Annotated in this window: 13 protein-coding genes and 1 pseudogene; 12 read left to right on the forward strand and 2 right to left on the reverse strand. The window is 63.1% G+C overall.

The window, feature by feature from the left end:
* Positions 1 to 80 precede the first annotated feature (80 nt).
* Positions 81 to 311, reverse strand: coding sequence for a hypothetical protein (locus tag H582_RS32210; RefSeq protein WP_127464463.1), 231 nt, complete (start codon positions 309 to 311; stop codon positions 81 to 83).
* Between H582_RS32210 and H582_RS0122065 the strand changes: the two genes are divergently transcribed.
* The 7 genes from H582_RS0122065 (at position 301) to H582_RS0122095 (ending at position 6,020) form a co-directional block, all read left to right on the forward strand.
* On the forward strand, positions 301 to 1,926 hold the full coding sequence (locus H582_RS0122065; RefSeq protein ID WP_028600273.1) for a copper amine oxidase N-terminal domain-containing protein: 1,626 nt from the start codon (positions 301 to 303) through the stop codon (positions 1,924 to 1,926). The two genes, H582_RS32210 and H582_RS0122065, sit on opposite strands and share 11 nt — an antisense overlap.
* A 202-nt stretch (positions 1,927 to 2,128) precedes the next feature.
* Positions 2,129 to 2,734 carry a hypothetical protein gene (locus H582_RS32640; RefSeq protein ID WP_127464464.1) on the forward strand — a complete coding sequence of 202 codons (606 nt, stop codon included), beginning with the start codon at positions 2,129 to 2,131 and terminating at the stop codon, positions 2,732 to 2,734.
* Between the two features lie 144 nt (positions 2,735 to 2,878).
* Complete coding sequence (pdaA, locus tag H582_RS0122075) at positions 2,879 to 3,724, forward strand: delta-lactam-biosynthetic de-N-acetylase (RefSeq protein ID WP_028600275.1); 846 nt, start codon at positions 2,879 to 2,881, stop codon at positions 3,722 to 3,724.
* Between the two features lie 117 nt (positions 3,725 to 3,841).
* Positions 3,842 to 4,270, forward strand: a complete 429-nt coding sequence (locus H582_RS0122080; RefSeq protein WP_028600276.1) for an SRPBCC family protein — start codon at positions 3,842 to 3,844, stop codon at positions 4,268 to 4,270.
* A gap of 4 nt (positions 4,271 to 4,274) precedes the next feature.
* Entirely contained in the window at positions 4,275 to 4,658 is a 384-nt protein-coding gene (locus H582_RS0122085) for an ArsR/SmtB family transcription factor (protein WP_101808550.1), read from the forward strand.
* Positions 4,659 to 4,788: 130 nt separating this feature from the next.
* The gene (locus H582_RS0122090; RefSeq protein ID WP_028600278.1) at positions 4,789 to 5,520 is read left to right on the forward strand and encodes a DsbA family oxidoreductase; all 732 of its coding nucleotides are present in this window, start codon (positions 4,789 to 4,791) and stop codon (positions 5,518 to 5,520) included.
* A 158-nt stretch (positions 5,521 to 5,678) separates the two neighbouring features.
* Positions 5,679 to 6,020, forward strand: a complete 342-nt coding sequence (locus H582_RS0122095) for a hypothetical protein (RefSeq protein WP_228551265.1) — start codon at positions 5,679 to 5,681, stop codon at positions 6,018 to 6,020.
* Positions 6,021 to 6,087: 67 nt separating this feature from the next.
* Here H582_RS0122095 and H582_RS29040 read toward each other — a convergent pair.
* A pseudogene (locus H582_RS29040) lies at positions 6,088 to 6,862 on the reverse strand (ZIP family metal transporter).
* Positions 6,863 to 7,037: 175 nt separating this feature from the next.
* Here H582_RS29040 and H582_RS0122105 point away from each other — a divergent pair.
* The 5 genes from H582_RS0122105 to H582_RS0122130 all read left to right on the forward strand — a co-directional run bounded on the left by H582_RS0122105 (position 7,038) and on the right by H582_RS0122130 (position 13,106).
* Positions 7,038 to 7,667, forward strand: coding sequence for a TVP38/TMEM64 family protein (locus H582_RS0122105; protein ID WP_043111756.1), 630 nt, complete (start codon positions 7,038 to 7,040; stop codon positions 7,665 to 7,667).
* A gap of 151 nt (positions 7,668 to 7,818) precedes the next feature.
* Positions 7,819 to 9,462: an MDR family MFS transporter gene (locus H582_RS0122115; RefSeq protein WP_028600281.1), complete on the forward strand. Its 1,644-nt coding sequence runs from the start codon at positions 7,819 to 7,821 to the stop codon at positions 9,460 to 9,462.
* Positions 9,463 to 9,632: 170 nt separating this feature from the next.
* Positions 9,633 to 10,796, forward strand: a complete 1,164-nt coding sequence (locus tag H582_RS0122120) for an MFS transporter (protein WP_028600282.1) — start codon at positions 9,633 to 9,635, stop codon at positions 10,794 to 10,796.
* Between the two features lie 173 nt (positions 10,797 to 10,969).
* A complete protein-coding gene (locus H582_RS30495) occupies positions 10,970 to 12,304 on the forward strand; it encodes a hypothetical protein (RefSeq protein WP_052333543.1) in 1,335 nt (444 codons plus the stop codon).
* Between the two features lie 94 nt (positions 12,305 to 12,398).
* Complete coding sequence (locus H582_RS0122130) at positions 12,399 to 13,106, forward strand: GntR family transcriptional regulator (protein WP_028600283.1); 708 nt, start codon at positions 12,399 to 12,401, stop codon at positions 13,104 to 13,106.
* Positions 13,107 to 13,175: the final 69 nt, after the last annotated feature.

The raw sequence follows: 13,175 nt of genomic DNA on the forward strand, positions 1-13,175 counted from the left end.
AAGCAGCCGCTTCCTTCCATCCTTTTTTGCATGCGCTCCTTTTGAATTAATGTAATATTATGTAATTTGACATGGGCAAGTCAGGGGATGTTGAAGAAGAAAACAATGAATTTACCCGGATAAAACCAGGTTGAAACCGGTTTAAAAAAATAAAAAATAAAGCAAAAAAGAGTCATCCAAACGGATCCGGCCTGCGTTCCACTCCATGAAAGCAGCTCAAGCCGACCGCCGGGCATCATCCCCGGACGGAGCCAGCCACGGCAATCCGCATTGACCCCATACCCGAAGGAGTGACTGTTCATGAAGATCACGAAAGCGCTCGCCCCTGTCCTGACCCTCGCCCTCGCCATCCCAGCCGGATGGGCTGCGGCCGTCCCCGCCCCGGCCGCGGCGCCTACGGCCGTGACGCCGGCCGCCGATCTGCGCGCCAGCCTCGACCATCTGCTCTCGGAGCACTTCGCGCTCGCCGTCGCGGCGATGACCAAAGCGTATGACGGCTCCAAGGATGCGGCGGCCGCCCTCAAGGCGCTCGACCAGAACGCGCTCGACATGCTGCCGGCGATCGAGATGCTGTACGGCAAAGCCGGAGCGGACGAGTTCGGCCGCATCTTCCGTTCGCACAACGCTTCCACCGACGAGCTGGCCAAGGCCAAGAAGATGAACAACGCCGACGCGGTAAAAGCGGCGGAAGCGAAGGTGCAGGGCTTCGTGGACGAATTCTCCACGTTCCTCGCCGCGGCGACCGCGAACAACCTCCCGAAGGCAGCCGCCATGGACGCGCTGAAGCTGCATGAGGCGCAGGTGCAGACCGTATTCGATGAGTATGTGCAGGGCGACTACGCCGATGCGTACAAAGCGTATCGCGAAGGCTACAAGACGATGTTCACGATCAGCAAGGCGCTGTCCGGCGCGATCGTCAAGCAGATGCCGGATAAGTTCGGCGGCTCCTCCGTCGATACGAAGGCCGCCGATTTGCGCTCGACGCTGAATAGGCTCGTGTCCGAGCATGTGGCGCTGTCGGTGCTGCAGATGCAGAAGCAGTTCGACGGAGCGAAGGACGCCTCCGCGCTCGTCGGCGCCGAGGCGATGAACACCGCCGACTGGAAAGCGGCGATCGCGTCCCTGTACGGCAGCGCCGGAGCCGACGCGTTCGAGAAGCTGTGGACCGGCGACCACATCAACGCCCAGTCGGACTACGTGAACGCCGTGAAGGCCGGCGACATGGCCGCCAAGCAGGCCGTTCAAGCGCGCTTCAACACGTTCTCGAAGGACTTCGGCTCGTTCCTCGGCACCGCCACCGAAGGCAAGCTGCCGGCTGCCGCCGCTACCGAAGCGCTTCTGAAGCATGAGAGCCAGATCCAGATGGCGTTCGACAGCTACGCCGCCGGCAATTACGATGCGGCTTACGCGACGGACCGCGAAGGCTTCAAGTTCGTCTTCGGCGTCGGCCAAGGCCTCGGCGACGCGATCGTCAGGCAGAAGCCGTCGATGTTCGCCGAAGCGACGCCAGCGCCGACACCGACGCCGACTCCGGTCGAGCCGTCCATGACGACGGTCTGGATGAAGCTGAACAGCATGCAGCTGAACATCAACGGCGGCACGACCCAGATGGATACGACGCCGGTCATGTGGAACGGCATGACGTACATCCCGCTTCGCTTCCTGAGCGAGGGCATCGGCGCGACGGTCAGCTTCGACGGCAAGGCCAAGGCAGTCTGGATCAGCGCCGGCTCCGACAAGCTCGGCTTCTGGGTGAACCAGAAAACGTACTCGGTCAACGGCCAAAGCATGACGGCTCCGGCCGCTCCGGTCATCGACAAGAACGGCCGCACGCTCGTGCCGCTGCGCTTCATCGCCGAGCTGCTGGACTGGAACGTCGCTTTCGCCGCCAAGGACGGCTCCATCACGCTGACGAGGATGAACTGATCCGTGCCGAGCGCGAGGGCGCTCGCAGCGCCATCGCCGACGAGCCGGACAACGCCGGCATCGCGGCCCGCATCATCCGTGAAGCTCCCGCCCATGGGCGGGAGCTTTTTTGCGTTCCCAGCTGGACTTTAGTCGGGTTTTGCGCCAGCGGGCAACTTATCCAAGCCCCCGCTCGTTGTAGGGATTGGAGGTGTCACTTCATATGAACAAACGTACATCACGGTCAAAAACGAGGCTGCTGTCTCTATCCGGAGCCGTGCTGCTGCTGGCGCTGGCCGGCTGCTCCGGCTCGAACGAGTCGCTGCAGGGGGCATCCCCGTCGCCGCTGCCTAGCGTCAGCCCTTCGCCCTCCGCGGCTCCTTCTCCTTCGCCAAGCCCGCCGGCACCGTCGGCATCGCCTTCGGAAGAGCCTGCGCCATCCGCCGCTCCGTCCGAGCCGGAAGCCAAAAAAGGCGAAGGCAAGTTCAGCGGCCTGGCCGATTCGCATACGATCGAGATCGAGATGGACGGCCGGCATGAGTCGTTCCAGCTTGGCGAAGGAACGGCCGAAGCGGCCTTCGAGCTGGAGCCGGGCGATCTCGTCTCGTTCGAGTATACCGAGCAGCCGGTCGAGGGCGACCCTCAGGCGAAGCAGCTGATGCTGACGTCGCTGGCCAAGGCCGAGCCTCCGGCGAGCTTATCGTCCATCCCCAGCCCTTCGGCCCCGAAGCCGGCATCCGCGTTTTGTCGCGGAGCCGGCTTTTTGCTTTATGCACAGAATTATCCCCACTATGAACAGCCGCTATGCCCAGGAAAGTTAAGCTTGTGAAAAGGTTGCACAGTTATCCACATGAAAAGTTATGCACATGTAAATTAAACGTCGTAACGGATTCCCCTCGGCTTATGCATAAGCGGCCGCCGTTTGCGGCAAAACAAAGCAGAGCGCGCATCATGAAAGCGGGAGGGGAACAGAATGGCGAAACGTTGGTGGCAAGCCGCCGGAGCGGCTGTGCTGATCGCGGGAGCGGTCGCAAGCGCGGGGCTGCCGCTCGGCCGGGCGGCGGCGGAGCCGGCTCCGCCGTCAGCGGATGCGGCTCCTGCCGCAGGCTGGAGCAAGGCGTACCATTTCGGCTTCAAGAAAAGCAAAAACGGCGAGCTGCCGTCGATCGCGGAGGAAGGCTTCCAGCCGATGCTGGAGAAGCATGGCGCCGTATTCCTCGGCGACACGTCCCGCAAGGAGCTGTACCTGACGTTCGACAACGGCTACGAGAAGGACGGGCTGACGGGGACGATCCTCGACGTGCTCAAGGAGAAGAACGTGCCGGCGATTTTCTTCATCACCGGGCATTACGTCAAGACGGAGCCGGAGCTTGTCAAGCGGATGGCGGCGGAGGGCCATCTGATCGGCAACCATTCGTGGAGCCACCCGGACATGAGCACGCTGCCGCCGGAGAAGATCAGGCAGGAGCTGGCCGATGTGAAAAAGGCGGTCGCCGAGCTGACCGGCGTCCAGAAGATGGATTATCTGCGCGCCCCGCGCGGCATTTTTTCGGAGCCGATGCTCGCCGCCAGCGGAGCCGAGGGCTACCGCAACGTCTTCTGGTCGGTCGCCTACAAGGACTGGGACACGTCCGCGCAGCGCGGAGCGGATTACGCTTACCGCAACGTGATGGAGCAGCTGCATCCGGGCGCGGTGCTGCTGCTGCATGCGGTGTCGAGCGACAATACGCAGGCGCTGGGCCGGATCATCGACGGCGCGCGCGCGCAAGGCTATGAGTTCAAAAGCCTCGACGGAATGGAGAAGCGGACTTACCGCTGAGCGCCGCAAGAGGGAAGCGGAGCTGGCAGTCGGCGGTCTCCGTCCCGCCGGGATTGCTAAAAAGGATACCATATGGTATCCTTTTTCTATGTTCAACGAACTCAAGGAGGAATTATGATGCCATCGTCATCCGACCGCCAGCTGCCGGAAATCCGTCAGGTGCAGGTGCTTCGAGCGCCGATCGAAAAAGTATGGGAAGCAGCCGCCACCTCGGCGGGCATTGAGGCCTGGTTCATGCCGAATACGTTCGTCGCCGAGGAGGGCGCCGAATTCATTCTGCATGCCGGGCCGTTCGGCGACTCGCGCTGCCGCGTGACCGAGCTGTCCCCGCCGCATCGCCTGAGCTTCGACTGGGGCGAGCAGTGGAGCGTCGCGTTCGAGCTGAAGGAGCTGGAGCCCGGCGTGACCGAGTTCACCGTCATCCACGGCGGCTGGTCGGAGGACGGCGTGACCGAGTTCGGCCAGTCCCACCGCGAGGTGCGCGAGCGGATGAACGGAGGCTGGGCCGGCATCGTGAAGAAGCTGGCCGCCGTGCTGGAGGGCTGAGCCCGTGCCGCTGCGGGAGCCAAGCGCGGATGTCTATCAGGCGATCGCCGACCCGAGCCGTCGCCGCATGCTGCAGCTGCTTCAGGACGCGGGGGAGCTGCCGCTCAAGGAAGTGACGCCGCATTTCGACATGACCCGAGCCGCCGTCTCCAAGCATCTGCGCATCCTCGCCGATGCCGGGCTCGTGCATGAGCGCAGGACCGGCCGCGAGACGCGCTACCGCATGGACGCCGATCCGCTGCGCGAGCTGAAGCGCTGGCTGGCCTACTTCGACCGCTACTGGGAAAACAAGCTGCAGGCGCTCCGGCTGCATGTGGAAGGGCCGGAGCCGGCGGAGGCAGGCGGCCCGGCGGAGGATCAGCCGGCTGGCGAAGGCGGAGGCTCGTAGCCGGCGGCAAGGCCGCGCGCCGCGAGCCTGCCGGCCGTACGTTTGCCCGCGGGCGATGTCGTATGATACCATGTAACCAATATGGTTACAGTTCAAAGGCGGCTGCAGCCGCCGGAAAGCGGGTATGACGATGAAGGTTGAAATTTGGTCGGACTACGCCTGTCCGTTCTGTTTTATCGGCAAGAGGAGATTCCAGGAGGCGCTCGAAGCGTTCGAGCACAAGGACGGCATCGAGGTCGTCTACCGCAGCTTCGAGCTCGACCCGTCGGCCGTGCACGAGCCGGGCCGCAGCATTCATGAGCTGCTCGCCGCCAAGTACGGCATGTCGGTTGAGAAGGCGCGCCAGAGCAACGAGAATCTCGGCCAGCAGGCGGCGCAGCTTGGCCTCAAGTTCGACTTCGAGGCGATGAAGCCGGGCAATACGTTCGACGCGCATCGCCTCATGGCGTGGGCCAAGGAGCAAGGCAAGGGCGACGCGATGGCCGAGCGGCTGTTCAAGGCCTACTTCACCGACGGCCTGCTGCTCGAGGACCGCAAGGTGCTGGAGGCGCTGGCGGAAGAAGCGGGGCTGCCGCGCGCGGAGGCGTCCGCGGTGCTGGAGTCGGACCGCTACTTCGAGCAGGTGAGGGCGGAGGAGCAGGACGGGGCGCAGCTCGGCATCCAGGGCGTGCCGTTCTACGTGCTCGACCGCAAATACGGCGTCTCGGGCGCGCAGCATCCCGACGCCTTCCTGCAGGTGCTCCGCCAGGCCTGGGACGAGCGCCAGGCGGAAGCCGCCGGTCCGGCCCCCGAGTCTGCCGGCGATGCGGGCGCGGCCTGCGCTCCGGGCGACGAGGCTTGCGAGCTGCCGGAACGGAGCTAGCAGGCCGGCATTACACGCACCTGCGTCTAAAAGGAAAAAGGCTGGCTCCACAGGTCTCGGAAGAGGGACCTGTGGGGCCAGCTTTTTTGTTCGCAGCAACTTTATCGGCTTGAACCGCGTTCATGCAGGTGAAATCATTTTAGAACGGGGGGATGCGGATGGCGGTCATTCTTTTTTGCCTCGTTTTTCTGTTCGGCTCCGCAGCTGCTTTCAAATGGGCGGGGGTTCCGTTGCCGTACGCAAAGGGCATGCTCCTTGCCCTCTTGCTCTGCTTCCTTGCGACTATCTGTCTGGCGCAAAATTACACGCACAACCTGATTCCAGGAGCAAGCGACGGAATTGCTCCCTCCAATTTCGTTGCCCGTTGGGTTTTCGGGGAAGACGGATGGACGATGCAAAAGTTCAGGAGCTCCTTCGAGTTCTCCACAACCCTCGCCGTTCTTTTTCTCCTGGCCTATCCTGTCGTTGTCGCAATCGAGTCGAAATGGGCAAAAAAATAAAGCAAGGAGCCCCCTCCTCCGTCAGGAAGAAGGGGGTTTCTTGCTTCAGGGCCGACATCGCCCCGCCTTACCCGAGCGAATGCGTCATCGCGATCATCGTCAGCAGGCCGATGATGAACGAGAACGTCGCCACGCGCTCGTTGCCGTCGCCGTGGCTCTCGGGGATGAGCTCCTTGTAGACGACGAACAGCATCGCGCCGGCGGCGAAGGCGAGTCCGTAAGGGACGACCGTCTCGATCGCCGCCACGAAGCTGACGCCGACAAGCGCGGCGATCAGCTCGAGCACACCGGTGCCGATGGCCATGAGCACGGCGTAGCCGCGGCGCATCCCTTGGGTAATGAGGAACAGCGCCGTCAGGAAGCCCTCCGGAATGTTTTGCAGGCCGATGCTGATCGCGACGATCGGACCGAGCTGGGCTTCGCTGCTGCCGTAGCTGACTCCGACCGACAGCCCCTCCGGCAGGTTGTGCAGCGCCATCGCCGTCAAGAACAGCATCGAGCTGCGGTCCATGCCGAGCCAGCCGCGCCGCGCCGCGGCCGAGCCGGGCGACAGGTCGAGGTCGGAGTCATGCGAAGGATCGGTATGGGGCAGGATGAGCTCCAGCAGCATGAGCACGATCGATCGTGCCGAGCAGGATGCCGATCGCGACCGCCGGCAGCCCGGACAGCTTGAGCGCGCTCGGGATGAGCCCGTACGTCGAGGCGGCGACCATGATGCCGGCCGTGAAGGCGAGCAGGATGTCCTTGCCGCGGTGAGTGATATTCGTAATGAACAGGGCGGGCAGCGCGCCGATGACCGTGCACACCGCCGTCGCGATGCTGCCGAGCAGGATGGGATTCATAGACTCTCCTTCGTGCCGGCCGGCTGGCCGGTAGGTTCGTTTTGTAGGATATGCCGATCAAGGGATAATATGCCGCGTCCGAGGCTTCCTTCCGCGCCAGGCACGGAGTACAATGAAGCCGATAGCCCAAGGAGCTTCCGGCCGCGCCGGCTCCTGCGGAAGGAGTCCATGCCACATGCTTGACCAATTGATGTCTTATATGACGGAAGAACGGCTGCTGGAGCTGCTCGAGCGGTACCGATCCTATGGTCCGCTGCCCGGCATCCTGCTTCCTTTCCTCAAATCCTTCGTGCCCCCGCTGCCGACGCTGCTGCTCATCGGCACGAATGCCGCGGCGTACGGCCTCTGGGCCGGGTTCCTCTACTCCTGGCTCGGCCTCGTCGCCGGCTGCATGACGACGTTCCTGGCCGTGCGGGCCGCCTCCGGCCACCGCCTCGCCCGCCGCTGGGCGGACAAGCCCAAGGTGAAGGCGAGCATGAGCTGGATCCGGCGCAACGCGTTCAGCTACGTGTTCGTCCTCAGCCTGTTCCCGGTCGGACCGTTCGTGCTCGTCAACATGGCGGCCGCGGTGTCGCGCATGCCGATCGGCCGCTTTTTCGCGGCGGTCGGCGTCGGCAAGGGGATCATGGCGCTGGTCGTCTCCTATGTCGGCCACGACGTCGGGCGCTTCTACCGCGACCCGCTGCAGCTCGCCTTCGTCGCGCTGCTCCTGTTCCTTTCGTGGGCGGCCTGCAAGGCGATCGAGAAAAAATTCATGAAGCCGGCGTCGGAGGAAGAGGCTTCCGCACCTGCGTCCACCCCCTGACAGGCAGCTGTCAGGGGATTTGCTTTAGAATAAAAATATCGCCGGGGACATCCGTCTGCGGGCTGATTTTGCGGACGGCTGCCGTGGCTATAATGATGAAGGACGCGTCCCGGCCAAAGGGACGCAAGCAGGAAAGGAAGAGGATCAGCAAATGAAACAAGCCACCCGCAATCCCGTTGGGCTGGTCATTGCCGGGCTGCTGCTCGGCATGCTCATGGCCTCGATGGATCAGACGATCGTGTCGACGGCTATGGGAACCATTGTAGGCGAGCTCGGCGGACTCGACAAGTTCGTCTGGGTCACCTCGGCGTACATGGTCGCCGAAATGGCCGGCATGCCGATTTTCGGCAAGCTGTCCGACATGTACGGGCGCAAGCGGTTTTTCGTGTTCGGACTCATCGTCTTCATGATCGGATCGGCCCTTTGCGGCACGGCCGCCTCGATCGAGCAGCTGGCGCTGTACCGGGCGATCCAGGGCCTCGGCGGCGGCGCGATGATTCCGGTCGCCTTCACGATCATGTTCGACGCGGTTCCGGCGGAGCAGCGCGGCAAGCTCGGCGGCCTGTTCGGAGCGGTGTTCGGCCTCTCCAGCATCTTCGGGCCGCTGCTCGGAGCGTACATTACGGATTACATCCACTGGAACTGGATCTTCTACATCAATCTGCCGCTCGGACTGATCTCGCTGATCTTCGTCTGGGGCTTCTATCGCGAGTCGCAGAAGCATAGCCGCCAGATCATCGACTGGGGCGGAGCGGCGACGCTCGTCGGGGCGGTCATCTGCCTTATCTTCGCGCTCGAGCTCGGCGGCAAGACGATCGGCGGCACGACGTACGGCTGGGACTCCGCGCTCATCCTCGGGCTGTTCGGCGGCTTCGCCGTGCTGACGGTGCTGTTCGTGCTGTTCGAGCTGCGGGCCAAGGAGCCGATCATCACGTTCCGCATGTTCCGCAGCCGCGTCTACGCCTCGAGCAATCTCGTCGGCATCTTCGCCGGCGCGGCGTTCATCTCCGCCTCGATGTACATTCCGATCTTCATCTCCGGCGTCATGGGCGGCAAGGCGACCAACTCCGGCCTCGTGCTGCTGCCGATGATGGTCGGCTCGGTCGTCACGGCGACGCTCGGCGGCTTCCTCATGACCAAGTTCAAGTACCGCACGCTGATGATTCCGACGCTCGCGCTGCTCGTGGTCGGCCTCGCGCTGCTGACGACGATCGGCGCCGGCACGAACATCTGGGTGATGCGCCTGTTCATGGTGCTCGTCGGCCTCGGCATCGGCGCTTCGTTCTCCGTGCTGAGCAACGCCTGCATGTTCTCGGTGCCGGTCCAGGACCGCGGCGCGGCGAGCTCGACGCTGAGCTTCCTGCGCACGCTCGGCATGGCGGTCGGCATCACGGTGTTCGGCATCATCCAGAGCCATCTGTTCACGCGCAAGCTGGAATCGGCGCTTGGCGGAGCGGCCGGCGGCGCCCAGCCGGGGGCGGCTGCCGGCGCCGACGCGGCGGGAGCCGCGGGCACGGCGGGCGGAGCGGTCGCGGGCGCGGCCGACGGAGCGGGCCTTCCCGGCTTCACGCTGCATGATCCGCGCGAGCTGATGGACCCCGCCCTGCGCGCCCAGATTCCGCCGGATCTGCTCGAGCGGATTACGGGCGGCCTGTCGTCGTCGATCGTGCAGACGTTCGCTTGGGCGATCGTGCCGGCGGCGCTGGCGCTGCTATGCGCCTTCTTCATGGGCAACGGCAAGATGGACCCCGCGGCCGTCGCCGAGCAGGAGCGCGAGTACGCTTCGGCCCATTGAGCTCATGCATGCGTTCCCCGGACCGGGGGCTGCAGGGATTTTCCTGCGGCCTCCGGTTTTTTTGCGCAGGCCAGCCCCTCGGCTGTGGTATGCTGGGTAGACGCGCTTCCCATGTCCGACGCCACGATCCGCATGCGCGCGAATTTCCGTGAAAGAGGCTTGACCATCCGATGCGCCAAGGAACGTCCACTCTCAAGGCCTACAACTTCCTCTATTTCTCCCTGCTCGCCATGTTCGTCTCGTTCATGCCCGTCTATCTGGATCAAAAGGGACTGACCCCGATGCAGATCGGGCTCATCACCGGCACCGGCGGCTTCGTCACGATCATCGCCCAGCCGCTCTGGGGCATGATCAGCGACCGGCTGCGCACGGTGCGCAAGATCATGCTGCTGCTCACCGTCTGCTCGGCGGTCATCGGGTATTTCCTTTACGGCACGGCCAGCTTCCCGCTGCTGCTCGGCCTGGCGATGCTGCTGTACTTCTGCTTGATGCCGATCGACCCTCTGCTGGAAAGCCTGAACTTCCGCACGGCGGAGAGCCGCGGCGTCAGCTACGGCTCGATCCGCACCTACGGCGCGTTCGGCTATGCCGTCATGTCGCTGGCGGTCGGCTACATCATGTCCGGCTTCGGCGCTTCCAGCCTCGGCCTCACATTCGCCGCCGTCGGCGCGCTATGCCTGCTGGCCGGATTCCTCATGCCGGATGCCGACGCTTCCGGGGAGCCCGTGCGGCTTGCCAGCCTGGCCGGCTTCCTGCGGAACCGGCAGACGGCGCTGTTCCTGCTGCTGATCTTCATCAGCGCCGTCCCGCAGCGCGTGAACGACACGTTCCTCGGCGTCTACATCGGCTCGCTCGGAGGCGGGCCAGAGCTGCTCGGCCAAGCCTGGTTCCTCGCGGCGGGCAGCGAGATCGCCGTATTCGCGCTCAGCTTCTGGTGGCTGCGCCGCGGCCGCGAGCTGCTGCTCATCTCCATCGCCGGCTTCTTCTACTTCATCCGCTTCTTCCTGAGCGCATGGATCACGGAGCCGTTCGGGCTCGTCCTGCTGCAGCTGCTGCAGATCATCACGTTCCCGGTATTCTACTCGGCGGCGATCCAGTACCTGTACCGGATCGTGCCGCAGGAGTGGAGGGCGACCGGCCAGACGGTGCTGGCGCTGCTGTTCTTCGGCGTGTCCGGCATCGTCGCTTCCTACGCCGGCGGCTGGCTGTTCGACCGCTTCGGCGGCCAGACGATGTATGTGACGATGTCGGGCCTGTCGCTGCTCGGGCTGCTGCTCGGCCTGGCGCTGGCCCGCAGCCGTTCCTCCCGGGCTCTTTCGGACGAAGGACGTTGATTGAATTCGAGCGCAAGGCCCCTTCGGGGGCCTTTTTCGGTTGGATTCCCTGATCCAATTCGGCTTTTCATTTAACAAAGCGCGTCTAGATCGGCGGTGAGGAGCGTGCTTATAATCATAGATGTCAGACAGCTTCAAAAAATAACGCTCGATTTGAAATGGAGGAGCAAGGAATGTGGAAGAAACTGGCTCTGGTCGGATCGGTACTGGCGGCATCGTTGTTGGGAGGCGCAGGCGGGACGAGCCATGCGGCGCCGAGCTATGCGGATCTGGCGGCTCATTGGGCGCCGCAAATTTATCAGGACGTCAACGCAGACCTCGACGCGAGGGCGGACTTCATCTCCAGCTTCAACTATGACGGGGATTATTTGCCGCTCAACAACTGGGACAATCTGCACAACTACGAGCAGAAAGCGTATGTGTACTACAAGGTCGCGGAGACGCTGACGCATTATTTCATCGAGTACGATTTGTTCCATCCTCGGGACGACGCCTATACGAGACCGCTCGACGCGCATGAGAACGACCTGGAAGGCATCATCGTCGTCATCCGCAAGGACGGCTCCGAGTACGGCAAGTTCCATCTGATGGAGACGATGGCGCATAACCAGTGGTATGACTACACGAACGATCCGACCATCACCTCCGGCTCGGACAACGTGGACGGCGGCGTGCTGTTCAACGGAAGCCATCCGAAGGTGTTCAGTCAGGCGAACGGCCAAAGCCCGAGCGGCGGGCACGGCATCAAAGCCTATGACGGGTCGAGCGCGCCTGGCGGCGACGGCATCGTATACGACTATACGGGCACGGCGGAGTTCCCGACGAACGCCACCGGCAGCTACGTCCATCACTACGGCTATGCGCTCCTGGAGTGGGGCGACCTGTGGGCAAAAAGGCATGATTCCTCGATTTTCTCGTCCTGGGGAACGATCCGAGGCGACAACTACACGTCCAATTCCGCCAATGCGCCTTGGGGCTGGGACGACAGCGACGACGGTCCTGCGCTGCAAGGCATGAACTGGTCCGATCCGGCCCATCATGTCGACGTGCATCTGAACGGTCTCGGCGCGTTTTCGCATCAGTATGTGCACAACCCGTATTACTCGCACAAGATCGTGCTCGAGAGCGTGCAGAGCCTGGAGGACCGGGATCCTTTCGGCGGCAAGAGCGACATCTTCATCAAGGCGTACGTCAACGGCCAGGGGCAGACGGATGCGAGGTTCTGGAAAAAGAACGACGCTCCGAAATTGCAGGACTACCGGATCGTATTCGGCGCCAACGATGCGGAATTCGGACCTCAATTCTCCGACAGCTACAATGCCGTCTATGTCGCCAAGCCGTCGAATACGAATGTCGAGATCCACGTGTATGATTCCGACGGAACGTCGGGAGACGACGACATGGGCTATGTGTCCGCCGTCGTGGCGCCAGGGACGACCGCGTCCTGGGTCAATGCCGTGACCAGCAACGGCCAAGCCAAGCTGACCGCATCCGTCGAAGCGAAATAAAGACCGGCGCCGCTCGGCGCTCCGGCATTGCGTTGCCTTCCCTTTTGCGGAATAATGAGGGTATTCTAGCCAAAGACAAAGGGAAACCCGCCAAATGGAAAAGAAACCTCGTTATATCCTGGTCAAAGAAGAAATCGAGCGCAGAATTCAGTCCGGGGAGCTCGAGCCGGGCGACAAGCTTCCGTCCGAGCCGGCGCTCGCCAAGCAATTCGACGTGAGCCGCCCCACTTTGCGGGAGGCGCTGAAGATGCTGCAGAGGGAAGGCGTCCTGCTCAGCCGGAACGGCGTCGGCACCTATGTGAACGAACGGCCTTTTTCGATCGAGAATTCGTTGAACAAGCTGCGCAGTCTCGGCGAGATGATCCAGAGCGTAGGCTACAAGGTGAGCGAGGCGGACGTCAGCGTGTATACGCGCGAGGCCGAGCCGGAATGGATGGAGAAGCTGCGGACGGACGAGCCGGTCGTGGTGCTGGAGCGGATTCGGACGGCGGACGGGCAGAAGGTGGCGTTCTACTACAACATCTTTCCCCGGGAGATCGCAGGCGGTCATTTCGACGAAGGCTTCTCCGGCGCCATATTCGACTTTTTAGACCGCAAGCTCGGCATCCGCATCGCCTATGCGCTGACCGAGATCAGCGCGGTCGGCACGGCCAGCGAACGGGATCGGAAGGCGGCCGAGGTGCTCGGCGGCGAGCTGATCCTGCTGAAGCAGCTGCATGTCGACGAGAACGACCGTCCCGTGTTCTACTCCTTGGATTATTTGAAAAGCAGCGCGTTCAAGCTCGTCGTCCGGCGAGACTGAACGATTTCTCCCCGGCTGCATGAGCATGAATCAGGAAGCATGAAGCATGAAGCATCCGCCTTAATGGCG

It is taken from the genome of Paenibacillus pasadenensis DSM 19293, from assembly GCF_000422485.1.
Classification (GTDB): domain Bacteria; phylum Bacillota; class Bacilli; order Paenibacillales; family Paenibacillaceae; genus Paenibacillus_O; species Paenibacillus_O pasadenensis.